Annotated in this window: 19 protein-coding genes and 2 riboswitches; of the genes, 15 read left to right on the top strand and 4 right to left on the bottom strand. The window is 64.2% G+C overall.

All coding sequences use genetic code 11. The features are described from left to right. Positions 1-215 precede the first annotated feature (215 nt). From H8S57_RS14060 to H8S57_RS14010, 11 genes are all read left to right on the top strand, one after another. Positions 216-614, top strand: a complete 399-nt coding sequence (locus tag H8S57_RS14060) for a hypothetical protein (protein WP_207723809.1) — start codon at positions 216-218, stop codon at positions 612-614. Between the two features lie 46 nt (positions 615-660). Beyond that, a riboswitch (molybdenum cofactor riboswitch) is annotated at positions 661-803 on the top strand. A 94-nt stretch (positions 804-897) separates the two neighbouring features. Then, on the top strand, positions 898-1923 hold the full coding sequence (locus H8S57_RS14055; protein WP_186908663.1) for a molybdopterin-binding protein: 1026 nt from the start codon (positions 898-900) through the stop codon (positions 1921-1923). A 3-nt stretch (positions 1924-1926) separates the two neighbouring features. After that, entirely contained in the window at positions 1927-3132 is a 1206-nt protein-coding gene (locus H8S57_RS14050; RefSeq protein ID WP_207723808.1) for a molybdopterin molybdotransferase MoeA, read from the top strand. 67 nt (positions 3133-3199) lie between these two features. After that, complete coding sequence (gene moaC / locus H8S57_RS14045; protein ID WP_186908662.1) at positions 3200-3679, top strand: cyclic pyranopterin monophosphate synthase MoaC; 480 nt, start codon at positions 3200-3202, stop codon at positions 3677-3679. After that, on the top strand, positions 3666-4178 hold the full coding sequence (mobB, locus tag H8S57_RS14040) for a molybdopterin-guanine dinucleotide biosynthesis protein B (RefSeq protein WP_207723807.1): 513 nt from the start codon (positions 3666-3668) through the stop codon (positions 4176-4178). The genes moaC and mobB overlap by 14 nt, the downstream gene beginning before the upstream one ends. Then, positions 4171-5145 (top strand): GTP 3',8-cyclase MoaA, encoded by a 975-nt coding sequence (gene moaA, locus H8S57_RS14035; protein ID WP_186908660.1) that lies wholly within the window; start codon positions 4171-4173, stop codon positions 5143-5145. Before mobB ends, moaA begins: the two co-directional genes overlap by 8 nt. Before the next feature lie 4 nt (positions 5146-5149). After that, entirely contained in the window at positions 5150-5593 is a 444-nt protein-coding gene (locus H8S57_RS14030) for an MOSC domain-containing protein (RefSeq protein ID WP_186908659.1), read from the top strand. Next, a complete protein-coding gene (locus tag H8S57_RS14025; RefSeq protein WP_186908658.1) occupies positions 5590-6075 on the top strand; it encodes a MogA/MoaB family molybdenum cofactor biosynthesis protein in 486 nt (161 codons plus the stop codon). The genes H8S57_RS14030 and H8S57_RS14025 overlap by 4 nt, the downstream gene beginning before the upstream one ends. Before the next feature lie 6 nt (positions 6076-6081). Next, positions 6082-6202, top strand: a riboswitch (molybdenum cofactor riboswitch). Then, positions 6195-7049, top strand: coding sequence for a molybdate ABC transporter substrate-binding protein (gene modA / locus H8S57_RS14020; RefSeq protein WP_186908657.1), 855 nt, complete (start codon positions 6195-6197; stop codon positions 7047-7049). Its footprint overlaps the riboswitch before it by 8 nt. Before the next feature lie 45 nt (positions 7050-7094). Beyond that, positions 7095-7784, top strand: coding sequence for a molybdate ABC transporter permease subunit (gene modB / locus H8S57_RS14015; RefSeq protein WP_186908656.1), 690 nt, complete (start codon positions 7095-7097; stop codon positions 7782-7784). A gap of 1 nt (position 7785) precedes the next feature. Next, a complete protein-coding gene (locus tag H8S57_RS14010) occupies positions 7786-8838 on the top strand; it encodes a sulfate/molybdate ABC transporter ATP-binding protein (protein ID WP_186908655.1) in 1053 nt (350 codons plus the stop codon). 268 nt (positions 8839-9106) lie between these two features. Here the strand turns inward: H8S57_RS14010 and H8S57_RS14005 are convergent, their stop codons facing one another. From H8S57_RS14005 to H8S57_RS13995, 3 genes are all read right to left on the bottom strand, one after another. Beyond that, complete coding sequence (locus tag H8S57_RS14005) at positions 9107-9901, bottom strand: ABC transporter ATP-binding protein (protein WP_186908654.1); 795 nt, start codon at positions 9899-9901, stop codon at positions 9107-9109. After that, positions 9894-10844: an ABC transporter permease gene (locus tag H8S57_RS14000; protein ID WP_186908653.1), complete on the bottom strand. Its 951-nt coding sequence runs from the start codon at positions 10842-10844 to the stop codon at positions 9894-9896. The genes H8S57_RS14005 and H8S57_RS14000 overlap by 8 nt, the downstream gene beginning before the upstream one ends. A 99-nt stretch (positions 10845-10943) precedes the next feature. Beyond that, the gene (locus tag H8S57_RS13995; protein ID WP_186908652.1) at positions 10944-11978 is read right to left on the bottom strand and encodes an ABC transporter substrate-binding protein; all 1035 of its coding nucleotides are present in this window, start codon (positions 11976-11978) and stop codon (positions 10944-10946) included. Between the two features lie 280 nt (positions 11979-12258). On the opposite strand from H8S57_RS13995, the gene H8S57_RS13990 reads away from it, so the two are divergent. From H8S57_RS13990 to H8S57_RS13975, 4 genes are read left to right on the top strand one after another with little or no spacing between them, the layout of a single operon-like run. Next, positions 12259-12990, top strand: a complete 732-nt coding sequence (locus H8S57_RS13990) for a WecB/TagA/CpsF family glycosyltransferase (protein WP_186908651.1) — start codon at positions 12259-12261, stop codon at positions 12988-12990. Further along, positions 12987-13658: a dTMP kinase gene (locus H8S57_RS13985; protein WP_186908650.1), complete on the top strand. Its 672-nt coding sequence runs from the start codon at positions 12987-12989 to the stop codon at positions 13656-13658. Before H8S57_RS13990 ends, H8S57_RS13985 begins: the two co-directional genes overlap by 4 nt. Before the next feature lie 10 nt (positions 13659-13668). After that, the gene (locus H8S57_RS13980; protein WP_186908649.1) at positions 13669-14211 is read left to right on the top strand and encodes a DJ-1 family glyoxalase III; all 543 of its coding nucleotides are present in this window, start codon (positions 13669-13671) and stop codon (positions 14209-14211) included. Next, positions 14192-14821, top strand: coding sequence for a 5-formyltetrahydrofolate cyclo-ligase (locus H8S57_RS13975; RefSeq protein ID WP_186908648.1), 630 nt, complete (start codon positions 14192-14194; stop codon positions 14819-14821). The genes H8S57_RS13980 and H8S57_RS13975 overlap by 20 nt, the downstream gene beginning before the upstream one ends. Positions 14822-14827: 6 nt before the next feature. On the opposite strand, the gene H8S57_RS13970 is transcribed toward H8S57_RS13975, so the two are convergent. Then, complete coding sequence (locus H8S57_RS13970) at positions 14828-14992, bottom strand: hypothetical protein (RefSeq protein ID WP_186908647.1); 165 nt, start codon at positions 14990-14992, stop codon at positions 14828-14830. Positions 14993-15039: the final 47 nt, after the last annotated feature.

Here is a 15039-nt window from a genome sequence, read left to right as displayed (position 1 = left end):
AGTTGGTATAATCTTGCCACGAAGACTCGTCTCCTTTCGAGAGTACATGTGTTTTGTGGTGAAACCATTGTACCAGAAGGGCTGACGGGTCTTCAACTTTCATTTAACTTTACAGTCCGATTTTAGGCGAGAGGGGCAATACATTATGATTTCTCTTGAATAGCCTTGCTACAAGCTACCCCCATATGATCAACAGGAGGTTATCATAAAAAAACATGAACGGGTATTGGGTTATGACACAGCGCAGATCAAAACGGATCTATTTTATACTCTATCTGCTCTATTTTGTTCTGCTAATGCTCCACCACATTCTGGCCCCCGTGTTCCATTCGCTGGCCGCCGTCCGCTTCCAGCTTCTGCCCCGGACGGTTTATGAACTGCTGATTTTGGCTGCCGCCGTGTTCCTGCTGTGCGGCAGGAGCTACCTCAACGCACGGCTGCCCCGTACCGGCGGTGTGCTGTGGGGGCAGGCGGGCTGTCTGGCGTTGTCCGTCCTGGCTACCGCGCTGCTCTGGCGCTTCGCCTCCATCGGAGCGGTACGCTTTGGACTGTTGCTGAGCTTGGGCAGTCTGTTCGACCTGTGCGCCGCTCTGCTCTCCCGCCGGAGGGACTAGCAAGTTTCTGTTGCCTTTTGCGGTCAAGCATGGTATAGTGATCCTACAATCCATCCTGCTCCGAGCGGAACCGTCTAAGGGCTACGGCCTATGACGCTCCGCCGCCGGGTCCCGCGCGGGCTCCGGTCTGGGTCGTATCGGAAACGGTGCGGCCTTCCGTCTTTGAAAAGGGGCTGCTTTCGCTGGAACACGGCTTTGGATCGTGTTCGGTCTTTTGTGCTGTGCGGGAGCGCTGTCTGTCAGACGGCGTTCCCGTTTTTTATCGTTTGGGGAGGCTAGATTCATGAAGCTGATCGACACCCGCGACGCGGTGGGGCACGTGCTCTGCCACGATCTGACCCAGATCATTCCCGGCGTCACGAAGGACGCCCGGTTCCGCAAGGGGCACGTGGTCGCGCCGGAGGACATCCCGGTGCTGCTGTCCATGGGCAAGCAGCACCTGTACGTATGGGAAAAGGCGCCCGGCATGCTCCACGAGGACGAAGCTGCCGAACGGCTGCGCGCGCTGTGCCAGAACGAGCACATGCATCCCACGCCGGTCAAGGAGGGTAAGATCGAGCTCATTGCCGACCGCGACGGGCTCTTTCAGGTGGATGTGGCGCGGCTTGCCGCCCTCAACGGAGCAGACGACATCATGATCGCCACCCGCCACACCAATACGGCGGTGCATCCAGGCGACAAGCTGGCGGGCATGCGCATCATCCCGCTGGTCATATCGGAGGAAGCCCTTCGCTCGGCGGAGGCCCGGGCCGGGAGCGCCCCCCTTCTCTCCCTGACGCCGTGGAAGCGGAAGACCTGCGGCCTCATCACCACCGGCAGCGAGGTGGCCAACGGGCTTATTCCGGACGCGTTCACGCCCGTGATCATGGATAAGCTGGCCGCCTACGGCATTTCCGTCACCGAACACTGCCTGCCCGGCGACGACATGCAGGCCATCACCGCCGCCGCTCTGGCGTATCAGGCCAAGGGCGTGGACCTGATCCTCTGCACCGGCGGCATGAGCGTGGATCCGGACGACAAAACCCCCGGCGCCATCCGGAACACCGGGGCGGAGATCGTGTCCTACGGCGCGCCGGTTCTGCCAGGCGCCATGTTCCTGCTGGGCTACTTCCCGGACGGCACGCCGATCCTGGGCCTCCCCGGCTGCGTGATGTACGCCAGGGCCACCATTTTTGATCTGCTGCTCCCCCGCATCGCGGCGGATGTGCGCCTCGGCCGGGCCGACCTGAAGGGACTGGGACACGGCGGGCTCTGCCTGAGCTGCCCGGAGTGCCACTATCCCAACTGCTCCTTTGGAAAAGGGGTGTAGCGGATGGTGACCGGCATCGAATTGGAACAAGCCGCGGCCCTGATCACCGGCGCTTTGGCTCCCCTGGGGACCCAGACGCTGCCGGTTCCCGACGCCCTGGGCTACACGCTGGACGCCGACGTGACCGCCCCATTGGACCAGCCCCCGTTTGACCGCTCCCCGCTGGACGGGTACGCACTGCGCGCGGCAGACATCGCCTCCGCCTCCCGGGAGCGGCCCGTCCGCCTGCGCGTTGTGGAGACGGTATACGCCGGAGGCGTGCCCCTCCTCCCCCTGACCGCCGGCGCCGCCGCGCGCATCATGACCGGAGCCATGCTGCCCGCCGGATGCGACTGCGTGCTGCGGCAGGAGGATACCGACCAGGGCGATCCGGTGGTCTCCATTTACAAGCCGCTGCGGCCCTACGAAAATTATGTTAACCTGGGAGAGGACTATCGCTCCGGGACCGTGCTGCTCCCCGCCGGAACCCGCCTGGACGCGGCGGCCGTGGGCCTTCTCTCCAGCGCGGGCGTGTGCCAGGTGCCCGTCCGGCGCAGGCCCCGGGTATTCGTGCTCTCCACCGGAGACGAGGTGGTCTACCCCCACGTGCACCCTCTCCCCCCCGGAAAGATCTACGGGTCCAATCTGAATCTGCTGCTCGCACGTCTGAGCGAACTGGGCATTCCGGAGACCGGCGGCGAGCACGCGGGGGACGACCCACAGGCTGTGGCCGAAGCCATGGAGCGGCTGTTGGGCTGCTGCGACGCGCTGATCACCACCGGCGGCGTTTCGGTGGGCGACAAGGATATCTTCCACCAGGCCCTCCCCCTGCTGGGCGCGGAGACGGTATTCTGGCGCCTGAACGTCAAGCCCGGCACCCCGGCCCTCTACTCCACCCGTCGCGGCAAGCCCATTCTCTCCCTCTCCGGCAACCCCTTTGCCGCCGCCGCCACGTTCGAGCTGCTGGCCCGGCCGATGCTGTGCGCCCTGTCCGGGGAGGAGCGCCTGCTGCCCCAGCGGAGGAGCGCCCGGCTGGACACTGCGTTCTCCAAGGCAAGTCCCTGCCGCCGTTTTCTCCGCGGACGCTGGCAGGACGGCCGGGTCAGCCTGCCGGAGGGGCACTCCTCCGGACAGCTGGCCTCTCTGGTAGGCTGCAATTGCCTGGTGGACCTTCCGGCCGGGACCGGGCCGCTGGAGCCGGGGCGGCTGGTGGAGGTACTGCTGCTGTAGCGGCGCCGGCGCAGAAACCGCCGCGCCCTGAAATACGGAATCTACCGATACGGAGGCCTATCATACGATGGACGCGAACTTCAATCACTTCGACGGGGCGGGCAACGCCATTATGGTGGATGTTTCCCCCAAGCAGCCCACGCTGCGCGCGGCGTCCGCCCGCGGAAAAATCCGGGTCTCCCGCCCGGTGCTGGATGCCATCCTGGGGCACACCGCCGCCAAGGGGGACGTGCTGGGCGTGGCGCGGGTGGCCGGCATCATGGCCACCAAGCGCACCTCCGACCTGATCCCGCTCTGTCATCCGCTGATGCTCTCCCATGCCTCGGTGGATTTCACCGTTCTGGAGGAGGAGGGCGCCATCCAGGCCGAGTGCACGGTGAAGCTCTCCGGCAAGACCGGGGTGGAGATGGAGGCGCTGACCGGGGTCACGGTGGCTCTGCTGACCATTTACGATATGTGCAAGGCTGTGGACCGGTCCATGGAGCTCTCCGACATCCACCTGGTCCATAAAGAAGGCGGCAAATCGGGGGTGTATGACCGTGGATAGGCCTGCCGTGGTTGCGGTATCCGGGGTAAAAAATTCGGGCAAGACCACCCTGATCGTGGAAATGCTCCCCCACCTCACCGCCGCCGGCCTGCAGGTGGCGGTGATCAAGCACGACGGCCACTGCTTCCTTCCCGATCCGCCCGGCACAGACACCGGACGCTTTATGGCCGCCGGAGCCTGGGGCACCTCGATTTTCGACGGGGAGAAGTACAAAATCGTCAAGCGGGAGACCGCCGACGAGAACGCCCTGATCGCCCAATTTCCTGAGGCTGACCTGATTTTGCTGGAGGGCTTCAAGCATACGGCGTGGCCCAAGCTGGAGCTGGTGCGTCCGGGCAACTCCGAACGGAGCGTGTGCGACGCCTCCACCCTGCTGGCCCTGGTCACCGACCTGCCGCTGGAGCTGCCCGGAGTGCGGCGCATCCCCTTTGGAGACGCGGCCGCGGCTGCGCAGGTCATCTTGGATTATGTCAACCGAGGAGGCGAGTGCCGTGCTTGACCGCTATGGGCGGCGCATCCATTACCTGCGCGTCTCCGTCACCGACCGGTGCAACCTGCGCTGTGTGTACTGCATGCCGCAGCAGGGCGTGGAGTGGGTGGCGCACAGCGCGGTGCTCTCTTATGAGCAGCTGCTGCGTCTGGTCGGCCTGCTCGCCCGGCTGGGGGTAGACAAGGTGCGCCTCACCGGCGGGGAGCCGCTGGTCCGCCGGGACCTGGCACAGCTGGTGCGGGGGATCCGGAGCGTGGAGGGCATTCAAAGCGTGAGCCTGACCACCAACGGCGTGCTGCTGAAGCAGCAGCTGCCCGGCCTGATGGAGGCGGGGCTCTCCGGTGTGAATCTCAGCCTGGACACCCTGGACCGGGCGCAGTACGCCGCCATTACCCGGCGGGACGCGCTGGACGACGCCCTGCAGGGGCTGGAAGCCGCCCTGGCCGCGCCGGGACTCTCCGTCAAGCTCAACTGCGTGCCCATGGGGGAGAACGACGCTCAGCTGGTCCCCCTGGCCGCGCTGGCAAGAGATCGGGATCTGGCCGTACGCTTCATTGAGCTGATGCCCATCGGCCTGGGGAGCACGCTCTCCCGCAGAAGCGAGGCGGAGGTGCTGCAGCGCCTGGAGGCCGCGTATGGGCCCGCCGCCCCGGCCGGGCGCGGAGACGGGGCCGGACCGGGCCGGTATGTGACCTTTGCGGGCTTTGCCGGCCGCGTGGGTTTCATCAGCGCGATGACGCATCAGTTCTGCGGCGACTGCAACCGGGTCCGTCTCACCGCCACGGGGTTTTTGAAAACCTGCCTTCAGTACGAACAGGGGGCGGACCTGAAGGCCCTGATGGAGGCGGGGGCGGACGACCGGACGCTGCTGGCGGCGATGGAGCGGGCCATTCTGGAAAAGCCCGCCTGCCACCATTTTTCCGAGGGACGCAGCCTCGGGGACGAGGGTAAGACGATGAATCAGATTGGAGGGTAAACCGATGGGCAAAGTCATTGCTGTTTGTACCAGCCGGCAGAAGGGAACCCAGAAACGGAACGTGGGCAGCGCCCGCTTCCGGGCGGACTGGGGCATTGAAAACGACGCGCACGCCGGCGCCTGGCACCGGCAGGTCTCCCTGCTCTCCCACGAACGGGTGGAGGAGTTCCGCGCCCGGGGCGCTGTTGTGGACGACGGAGCCTTTGGAGAAAATCTGGTGGTGGCGGGCTACGATTTCAAATCTCTGCCGGTAGGCACCAGATTCCAGTGCAACGACGTGGTGCTGGAGCTGACTCAGATCGGCAAACAGTGCCACGCACACTGTGAGATCTACAAGGTCATGGGCGACTGCATCATGCCGCGGGAGGGCGTGTTCACCCGGGTGCTCCACGGCGGCGTCATTTCCGTCGGGGATGAGCTGACCATTCTGGAGGAGGCGCCGTTATGAGAGCTGCCGTCATCACCCTCAGCGACTCCGGCTACGCCGGCCGGCGGGAGGACAAAAGCGGCCCGGTCATCCGGGCGCTGGCCGAGGCGGCGGGATATGAAATCGTCCACACGGCCCTGCTGCCGGACGGAGTGGAGCCTCTGGCCGCCGAACTGCGCCGCCTGTGCGACGGGGAGCTGGCCGATCTGATCCTCACCACCGGCGGCACCGGTTTTTCCCCCACCGACCATACGCCGGAGGCTACGCTGTCCGTAGTGGAGCGCACCGCCCCCGGCATTGCGGAAGCCATGCGCTATCACTCCCTTTCCATCACCCCCCGCGCCATGCTCTCCCGTGCCGCGGCGGGTATCCGGAACCGGACCCTCATCGTCAACCTCCCCGGCAGCCCCAAGGCCGTGCGGGAATGTCTGGAATACATTCTCCCCAGTCTGGAGCACGCTCTTCAGATCTTAAAGGGGACAACGGGCGAATGCGCCCGATGAAATAGATCCGTCCCGATTCTTCGAGCCTGTCCGCCTAAAACAGCCGTACTGTCACGGCGGCGGGCCGGGGTGCGCCCGGAAACAGGCGTGCCTACCCGTTTTGTAAAGGAGAATGCAACATGAAAAAGCTCGTATCCCTGTCCCTTGCACTGATCCTCTCCCTGTCCCTGGCCGCCTGCGGCGGCGGCGGAACCGCCGCCTCTCCCGCTCCGGAGACCCAAGCCCCTGAAACGCCCGATGCCGAAGCCGTGGAGCTCATCGTCTTCGCCGCCGCCTCCATGACCGAGACCCTCAATCAGATCGCCGAACAGTACAAGGACGCGGCCCCCAACGTGACGTTGACCTTCAACTTCGATTCCTCCGGCACGCTGAAGACTCAGATCGAGGAGGGAGCCGATTGTGACGTGTTCATTTCCGCCGCCCAGAAGCAGATGAATCAGATCGACGCCTCCAGGGATGCCGACGGCGGCAATACCGACGCGCTGGACTTCGTGCTCCAAGGTACCCGCATCAATCTGGTGGAGAACAAGGTCACCCTGGTGGTGCCTGAGGGCAACCCGGCCGGCGTCTCCTCCTTTGACGACGTGGCGGCCGACAAGGTCAGCCTGATCGCTCTGGGCAACTCCGACGTGCCGGTGGGCCAGTACTCCGAAGAGATCTTCACCTATCTGGGCGTTTGGGAGCAGCTCAACCGCGAACAGAAGATCACCTTCGGTACCAACGTAAAGGAGGTCACCTCTCAGGTAGCGGAGGGCGCCGTGGACTGCGGCGTGGTATACGGCACCGACGCCTATTCCGCCGGGCTGGAGGTGGTGGCCGAGGCCCCCGCGGACAGTCACAAGCCCGTGGTCTATCCCGCCGCCGTGCTCAACCGTACCAAGCACGAGGATGAGGCCCGCGCCTTCCTGGATTACCTCCAGACCGACGCCTGCTCCTCCGTGTTCGAATCCGTCGGCTTCTCCATCCCCGGCTGAATCCTCGGCGGGGCGCGGTTATGTCTGCACGAAAGCTGGTGACCTATGGACTGGTATCCCCTCTTCAACTCCCTGCGCATCGCCCTGATCTCCACCTTCTTCACCTTTTTTCTGGGCATCTTCGCCGCCTGGTATGTCCACAAACTGCCCAGAGCGCTCAAGGGGCTGCTGGACTGTGTCCTCACCCTGCCACTGGTACTGCCTCCCACGGTGGTCGGCTTCTTCCTGCTGAAGCTGCTGGGCCCCAACGGCCCTGTGGGCGGGGTGATCCTGGAGGCCTGGGGCCGGAAGCTGGTGATGACCTGGTACGCCTCCATTTTCGCGGTGATCATCGTCACCTTTCCGCTGATGTACCGCACGGTACGCGGCGCCTTTGAGGCATTTGACCGCAGCCTGCTCTATGCGGGCAAGACCTTGGGACGCTCCAACGCCTGGGTCTTCTGGCGGGTGTTGATGCCCGGCTGCAAGCAGGGGCTGACGGCGGGCACGGTACTGGCTTTTGCCCGGGGGCTGGGGGAATACGGCGCCACTTCCATGGTCTCCGGATATACGCCCGGACGCACCGCCACCATCTCCACCACCGTCTATCAGCTCTGGCGGGAAGGCAACGACGCGCTGGCCTACCGCTGGGTCTTCGTGAATCTGGCGATCTCCTTCGCCGTACTGCTGTGCATCAATCTGCTGGAGCGGCGGGAGCGGGACGGGCGCTGGAGCGTCGGCTCCAGGGAGGTGTGAGATGTCTCTGATCGTTGATATCCGAAAGGATTTTGGGAAATTTCGGCTCAGAGCCGCTTTCGAGGCCCAAAACGGCATTACCGGCCTGTTGGGGGCCTCCGGCTGCGGCAAAAGCGTCACCCTCAAGTGCATCGCCGGCATACAGCGTCCGGATGCCGGAACGATCCTTCTGGACGGACGCCCCCTCTTCGACTCGCAGCGGCACATCGACCTGCCCCCGCAAAAGCGCCGGGTCGGCTACCTGTTCCAAAACTATGCGCTGTTCCCCAACATGACGGTGCAGCAGAACATCGCCGCCGGGGTGCGGGAGCGGCGGGGCCGTGATGAGACGGTGGCAGGACTGGTGCGCTCCTTCCACCTGGAGGGCACCGAACACAAATATCCCCGTCAGCTCTCCGGCGGGCAGCAGCAGCGCACGGCCCTGGCCCGCATCCTGGCCAGCCGCCCGGAGGTCCTGCTGCTGGACGAGCCCTTTTCCGCTCTGGACAGCTACCTGAAATGGCAGGTGGAGCTGGAGCTGTCCGACCTGCTCGCCCGGTTCCCGGGACCGGTGCTCTTCGTTACCCATGATCGGGACGAAGTCCACCGCAACTGCAAAAACGTCTGTGTGCTGGATCACGGCAAGTCTCAGCCGCTGCAATCGGTGCACCAGCTGTTTCAGTCGCCCGCGACACTCTCGGCCTGTCTTTTGTCGGGGTGCAAGAACATTTCCCGGGCCCGTTCCCTGGGGGATGGCCGGCTGGAGGCCCTGGACTGGGGCGCCGTGCTGCGCTACGCCGCGCCCCTGCCCCGGGAGCTGAGCCACGTGGGCGTGCGGGCGCACTCTCTCCGCCCGGCGGAAGGGCCTGGTGAAAACCGCCTTCTATGCCGCGTGGAGCGGGTGGTGGAGGAGGTCTTCTCCACGGTGGTCATGCTCTCCACCCCCGGCGGCCGCCAGGGCTTCTCCCAGCTCCGGGTCGAATGGCCCAAGGCGGAATGGGCGGCTCTGGAGCAGCCGGAGCAGCTCTGGCTGGAGCTGCCCCCGGAAGCCCTGCTGCCCCTAAGCGAACATTGAAACGACCCCGTGCGCGGGCCGGGCAGTCAAACTCCCAAGACACCTGCAGATTTGTCTTTCTTTCACCGCCTGTGAGCGGCGAAACGCTGCCGTGGGCTTCCTCTTACTCAAGAACAGTTTGCCTTCCTGCATGATCGTTAGCCCTTTTGACCGACTGAGCCCCTCCGGCGCGGGCCAATGGCCCGCGCCGGAGGGGCTCAGTTTATCAAAAAACGAGGCGCTTGCACCATCTCCGCGCTGAGCGCTGCTGCAAAGAGCTGCTCCTGTCTTAAGACAGGAGCAGCTTATCGTCGGCCTCGTCGCTGCCGGAGGCCTGACCAAATTTCGCCAGCAGCTGCTCCACGGTCAGCTTCTTCTTCTCCTCGCCGGAGATATCGATGACAATTCTGCCGTCGTACATCATAACGAGCCGGTTCCCATGGGCAATCGCGTCCCGCATGTTGTGCGTGATCATCAGCGTGGTCAGCTGATCCCGCTGGACGATCTTCTCGGTGGTGTCCAGCACCTTTGCCGCCGTTTTGGGGTCCAGCGCGGCAGTGTGCTCGTCCAGCAGCAGCAGCCTGGGCTTTTTCAGGGTGGCCATCAGCAATGTGAGCGCCTGGCGCTGACCGCCGGACAGGAGCCCTACCTTGCTGGTCAGCCGGTCCTCCAGGCCGAGATCCAAGATCTTCAGCAGCTCCCTGTACTGCTCCCGCTCCGCCTTGGTAATCCCCGCGCGGAGCGTCCGGGTCTGTCCCCGACGGGCGGCCAGCGCCAGGTTTTCTTCGATCTGCATGGAGGCGGCCGTACCCATCATGGGATCCTGGAACACCCGGCCGATATATTGGGCCCGCCGATACTCGGGCAGCCGTGTCACGTCGTTGCCATCGATGAGGATGGAGCCGCCGTCTACGCCGTACACCCCCGCCACCAAATTGAGCAGGGTGGATTTGCCCGCGCCGTTGCCGCCGATGACCGTAACGAAGTCCCCGTCGGCCAGGGTGAGGGATACGCCGTTGATGGCCCGCTTCTCGTTGACGGTCCCGGCGTTGAAGGTCTTGTAGATCTCACGCACCTCAAGCATTATGCACGCCCTCCTTCCGTACGGATTTGTGGAAATACTTGCCCTTCCAGTAGGGGATGGACAGGAACACCGCCACCACCGCAGCGGAGAGCAGCTTCAGGTAATTGGGGTTCAGGCCCATGGCCAGCACCGCCTGGATGACAATATAGTAGATGATGGCGCCGATGGAGACCGCCGCCAGCTTCAGCGCGAAATTGCGGAAAAGCTTGCCGAAGACCACCTCGCCGATGATGACGGCGGCCAGACCGATGACGATGGCGCCGCGCCCCATATTGATCTCGGCAGCGCTGTTGTACTGCACCAGCAGCGCGCCGGACAGCGCAACCAGACCGTTGGAGAGCATCAGGCCAAGCACCTTGCAGAAGTTGGTGTTGATCCCCTGGGCGCGGGCCATGTTCTGGTTGGAGCCGGTGGAGCGCAGGGCGGCTCCAACCTCCCGGCCGAAGAACCAATAGAGCAGGACGATGATGGCCACGGTGAATAGACCCACCACGAAAATCGGGTGCCGCCAGAAGGGACGGGCGCCCTTGGCCACGTCCTGAACGAAGCGCAGCGAGACCAGAAGCTTGTCCAGCATCTCAGGCGTAGTAACATTGATGGCCACGGTAGCCTTCATCCCCATGATGGCCATATTTACCGACCAAAGGCCCAGCTGGGTCAGGATGCCCGCCAGGATGGCGGGGATGCCGCAGAAGGTATGCAGCAGGCCGGTAGCCAATCCCGCCAGCATACCCGCCAGCACGGCCGCCAGCAGCGCCAGCCACAGAGGGACGCCTCCCGTAAACAGCACCACAAAAGCAGCTCCGCCGGTACAGAAGGAGCCGTCCACCGTCAGGTCCGCGATATCCAAAATCTTATAGGTGATATAAACTCCGATCGCCATGATACCCCAAATCAGGCCTTGGGATACGGCCCCCGGCAGCGCGTTGATAAAACCCAGCATATGTGTTCCTCCCAAAAATGTCGATAGACTTCAATAGTATAGCAAAAAACAGCGGAAAAGGGAACCCCCTTTTCCGCTGTTTTGATGGCTTTTCTGGAATTATCCGGCGCTGATCGCCTGGTAGCCGTCGGGAGGTGTAATTCCCAGATCGGCGCAGGTGGTCTCGTTGTACTTCTTGGTAAAGTTGGGCGCATACTCAATGGGCATTTCGGACACGTCGGCCTCGCCCGTGAGGATCTTGACGGCCATCTTTCCGGTTGCGACGCCCAGGTCATAGTAGCTGATGGACAGGGTCGCCACACCGCAGCCGGCGCAGATGCCCTCCTCGCCCGCGAAGACCGGTACCTTACCGTGGCAGATATTGTCCACGATGCCGGTGTTGTTGGCCACGGTGTTATCGGTGGGGACATAAAGCACGTCGCTGTTATCGGCGGCGTTCTGGGTGACGGAAGCCATGTCGTTGGTGTCGGAGAAGGGATACTGGGTGCAGGTGTAGCCAAAGCTCTCCAGAGCCTTCTGGACCTCGTCCACCTGATACTGGCTGTTGGGCTCGGCGGAGCAGTAAAGCAGGCCTACGGTCTGGGCGTCCGGATACCACTCCTGGATCATAGCGGCCTGCTGATCCAGGGGAGCCAGATCGGAGGTGCCGGAGACGTTGGTGCCCACGGTGCCGGTAAAGCCGTCGATGCCCAGGGCCACGCCGTACTCCGTGACCGAGGTACCCAGCACGGGGATGTCTCCGGTAGCGGATGCCGCCGCCTGAAGCGCAGGGGTGGCGTTTGCCATAATCAGATCCACGTCGGCGGAGACAAAGCCGTTGACGATGGTGGCGCAGGTGGGGCTGTCACCGGCGGCGTTCTGCAGGTCAAACTTCACCTGACCGGGCAGCGCCTCGTTGATGGCGTCCATAAAGCCCTCGGTAGCGGCGTCCAGCGCCACATGAGGAGCCAGTTGGCAGATGCCTACGGTATAGGCGGTCTCTCCAGCGGGAGACGCGGTCTCGGGGGCCGGCGTCCCCGGTGCGGAGGTCTCCGGCGCGGGTGTGGACGCGGTTCCGCTGCCGCCGCAGGCGGCCAGACTCAGGGCCAGGACACCGCTCAGAGCGAGAGCGGTCAACTTAGACAAGTTTTTCATTTCATTTTCCTCCATTTTGTGCACAGTGTATGCTTTAGCGCTTTTTGCTGCTAAAGTAACAAGCTGCAAAAAAAGTGCCTCACGGCTTGTATTGCGTTTATTATAATGACCTGTTCCCAAAATGTCAACGGTAAAATCCCGTAAACTTTATAGAATCTTCATGTTTCCCCTCGTCCCTTCGCGGGGTTTCCTCATGGACTTTTCCTGCTATCTATGATAAAATGGCATGAAATTATAGGTTCCATACTGGAATGATCTGCTGATGGGGAGGCATATTTCCTTGCGCACTGACATATTGGGCGTCGGGTTTGACGACCTGACGCTGGACGAGGCGGCCCGCGCCGGGGCCGCGCTGGTGGAGCGCGGCGGCTTTCATTACGCTGTGACCCCGAACCCGGAATTCCTGCTGGAGGCCCGAACGAACGCGGCGTTCCGCCAGACGCTGCTGGATGCCGATCTGGTGCTGGCCGACGGCATCGGCGTGATCTATTCGGCCAAGATCCTGGGCCGCCCGCTGAAGGGCAAGGTGACCGGGATCGATTTTGCCCAGCGCCTGCTGCGCTGGATGGCTGCGCAGGGCAAGCGCCTGTTCCTTCTGGGCGCAAAGCCCGGCGTGGCCGAGCTGGCCGCCGCCCATTTGAAGGACGCCTACCCGGGACTGATCGTTTGCGGCACCCGCGACGGCTACTTTACCCAGGACGCTCCCGTGGTGGAGGACATCCGTGCCTGCGCCGCCGACGTATGCTTCGTCTGCCTCGGCGCGCCTAAGCAGGAGCTTTGGATGGCAAAAAACGGCCCTGAGACCGGGTGCAGCCTGATGGTCGGCCTGGGCGGCGCCCTGGACGTGTTCGCCGGAGTGGTGGAACGGGCCCCCGAGGCCTATCAAAAACTGGGCCTGGAGTGGCTCCACCGCCTGATCAAAGAGCCGCGGCGCTTCGGCCGCATGGCAAAGCTGCCCCTGGTGCTTCTTTACGCGCTGGGCGCGCGGAGGAAAGGAGGCGGCGGCCGGTGAGCGGAACGCTGATTGTCCTGGAGGGCACCGACGGCTCCGGAAAGTCCACCCAGTTTTCCCTGCTGTGCAGGACCCTGGAGCAGGCGCAGCGCCCCTTCCAGCGGCTGATTTTTCCCCAATACCAGCAGCCCTCCTCCGCGCTGATCCGCATGTATCTGGGAGGCGAATTCGGCCGCCGCCCCTCGGATGTGAATCCCTACGCGGCCTCCGCCTTTTATGCGGTGGACCGCTATGCTTCCTGGAAAAAGGTGTGGGGCGAGTATTATACCGGCGGCGGGCTGGTGCTCTCCGACCGGTATACCACCTCCAACGCAGTCCATCAGGCCTGCAAGCTGCCCGAACCGGAGTGGGAGGGCTTTTTCCAGTGGCTTTACGACTTCGAGCATGCCAAGCTGGGACTTCCCCGGCCTGATCTGGTGGTCTATCTGGACATGCCGACCGAGCGCTCCATCGCGCTGCTACGGGCCCGGGAGCAGGCCACCCACACCCAGGGCGACATCCACGAGGTGGACGCCGGTTATCTCGCACTGTGCCGCAAAACCGCCCTGCGGGCGGCGGAGTGTCTGGGCTGGCGGACGGTCGCCTGTGTGGATGCCGCCGGCGCTCTGCGTCCGGCGGAGGAGATCCACCGGGATATTTTAGCGCTGATCCAGCCGATTCTTCCGTGAGGTGAGAGCTATGGTAACGATTTTATTGGGCGACGGCTTTGAGGAGGCCGAGGCGCTGGTGCCCGCCGATCTGCTGCGCCGGGCCGGCGTGGACGTAACGCTGGTCGGTCTGGACGGCCTTCGGGTCACCGGCGGTCACGGCATCACGGTCTGCGCCGACCGTTCCCTGGAGGAGCTGGACCCCGACGGGGTGGAGATGCTGGTGCTTCCCGGCGGTATGGGCGGCGTGGAGTCCATCCAGATGAATCTGTTCGCTCTTGCCCTGATCCAGCGCTGCCGGGATCACGGCTGTTGGCTGGCGGCCATCTGTGCCGCGCCCACCATTCTGGCCCATCTGGGCATTCTGGACCGCCGCCGGGCGGTGTGCTACCCCGGCATGGAGGAGGAGATGGGCTCCGCCGTGGTACAGAAGGGCGCCCGGGTCGTGGCGGACGGACGCATCATCACCGGCGAGGCCGCCGGTTCCGCCTTTGATTTTGGCCTGGCGCTGGTGGAGGCGCTCAGGGGAGCCGAGGCCGCCCGCCGGGTACGCCATGAAGTCCATTACCGCTGACAAAGCCGCCCTGCGGCGTCAGGTCCGCGCATATGGGAGGGCGCTCTCCCCGGAGGCGCGGCGCGCCAGCGACGACGCGCTTCTGTCCCGGTTTCTCTCCCTGCCCCAGGTGGCGGCGGCGGATACGCTGCTGCTCTACCACGGTATGGGCGCCGAGCCGGACACCGCCCGGCTGATCCCGCCGCTGCTGGAGCTGGGAAAGCGTCTCGCCCTGCCCCGGTGCCTGCCGGAGCGGCGCCTGGAGGCCCGCCTGATCCGGGCGGATACCGTTTTGATTCCCCACGCCTTTGGAATGCTGGAGCCGGGAGAGGACTGTCCGGCGGTCGATGCGGGAAGGATAACGCTGGCCCTCATCCCCGGTCTGGCGTTTGACCGCTCCGGGGGGCGCCTCGGCCAGGGCGGCGGTTATTATGACCGCTGGCTGCCCGGCTTCGGCGGGATACGGGTCGCTCTGTGCCGCGGGGCCCTGCTCTTTGACGCGCTGCCCCGCCAAGCGCACGACGCGCTTGTCCACCTGGTGGTAACCGAGGACGGCCTCTACGGCCCGTCCGCCCCGGACGCGGCGAAAGCGGGGCCTGCCGGCCCCGCCTCCGCACGGTCACTTAGGTAGTCTGCCTCAGCAGCAGCCGCAGCCGTCGTTGCACCCGCAGCCGCAGTTGTTGTTGCAGCCGCACCCGCAGCCGCCCCAGCTTCCGCCGCCGCAGCAGCAGCAGATGATGATGATGATCAGGATGATCCACAGACAGCCGCCGCCGCCCCAGCCATTGTTACCACAGCACATGCTTTGTTTCACCTCACTTGCTTCATCTGGCTCATACTATGTGGACC

This window comes from Lawsonibacter hominis (assembly GCF_014287895.1).
In the GTDB taxonomy this organism is placed as follows: Bacteria; Bacillota; Clostridia; order Oscillospirales; family Oscillospiraceae; genus Lawsonibacter_A; species Lawsonibacter_A hominis.
The sequence above is the reverse complement of the archived record's forward strand: the minus strand, read 5'-3'. Positions and strand labels throughout refer to the sequence as shown.

Coding starts and splice junctions, on each gene's coding strand:
- H8S57_RS14060 (WP_207723809.1), top strand. CDS start 216: ATGAACGGGTATTGGGTTATGACACAGCGCAGATCAAAACGGATCTAT.
- H8S57_RS14055 (WP_186908663.1), top strand. CDS start 898: ATGAAGCTGATCGACACCCGCGACGCGGTGGGGCACGTGCTCTGCCAC.
- H8S57_RS14050 (WP_207723808.1), top strand. CDS start 1,927: ATGGTGACCGGCATCGAATTGGAACAAGCCGCGGCCCTGATCACCGGC.
- moaC (WP_186908662.1), top strand. CDS start 3,200: ATGGACGCGAACTTCAATCACTTCGACGGGGCGGGCAACGCCATTATG.
- mobB (WP_207723807.1), top strand. CDS start 3,666: ATGACCGTGGATAGGCCTGCCGTGGTTGCGGTATCCGGGGTAAAAAAT.
- H8S57_RS14030 (WP_186908659.1), top strand. CDS start 5,150: ATGGGCAAAGTCATTGCTGTTTGTACCAGCCGGCAGAAGGGAACCCAG.
- H8S57_RS14025 (WP_186908658.1), top strand. CDS start 5,590: ATGAGAGCTGCCGTCATCACCCTCAGCGACTCCGGCTACGCCGGCCGG.
- modA (WP_186908657.1), top strand. CDS start 6,195: ATGAAAAAGCTCGTATCCCTGTCCCTTGCACTGATCCTCTCCCTGTCC.
- modB (WP_186908656.1), top strand. CDS start 7,095: ATGGACTGGTATCCCCTCTTCAACTCCCTGCGCATCGCCCTGATCTCC.
- H8S57_RS14010 (WP_186908655.1), top strand. CDS start 7,786: ATGTCTCTGATCGTTGATATCCGAAAGGATTTTGGGAAATTTCGGCTC.
- H8S57_RS14005 (WP_186908654.1), bottom strand. CDS start 9,901: ATGCTTGAGGTGCGTGAGATCTACAAGACCTTCAACGCCGGGACCGTC.
- H8S57_RS14000 (WP_186908653.1), bottom strand. CDS start 10,844: ATGCTGGGTTTTATCAACGCGCTGCCGGGGGCCGTATCCCAAGGCCTG.
- H8S57_RS13995 (WP_186908652.1), bottom strand. CDS start 11,978: ATGAAAAACTTGTCTAAGTTGACCGCTCTCGCTCTGAGCGGTGTCCTG.
- H8S57_RS13980 (WP_186908649.1), top strand. CDS start 13,669: ATGGTAACGATTTTATTGGGCGACGGCTTTGAGGAGGCCGAGGCGCTG.
- H8S57_RS13975 (WP_186908648.1), top strand. CDS start 14,192: ATGAAGTCCATTACCGCTGACAAAGCCGCCCTGCGGCGTCAGGTCCGC.
- H8S57_RS13970 (WP_186908647.1), bottom strand. CDS start 14,992: ATGTGCTGTGGTAACAATGGCTGGGGCGGCGGCGGCTGTCTGTGGATC.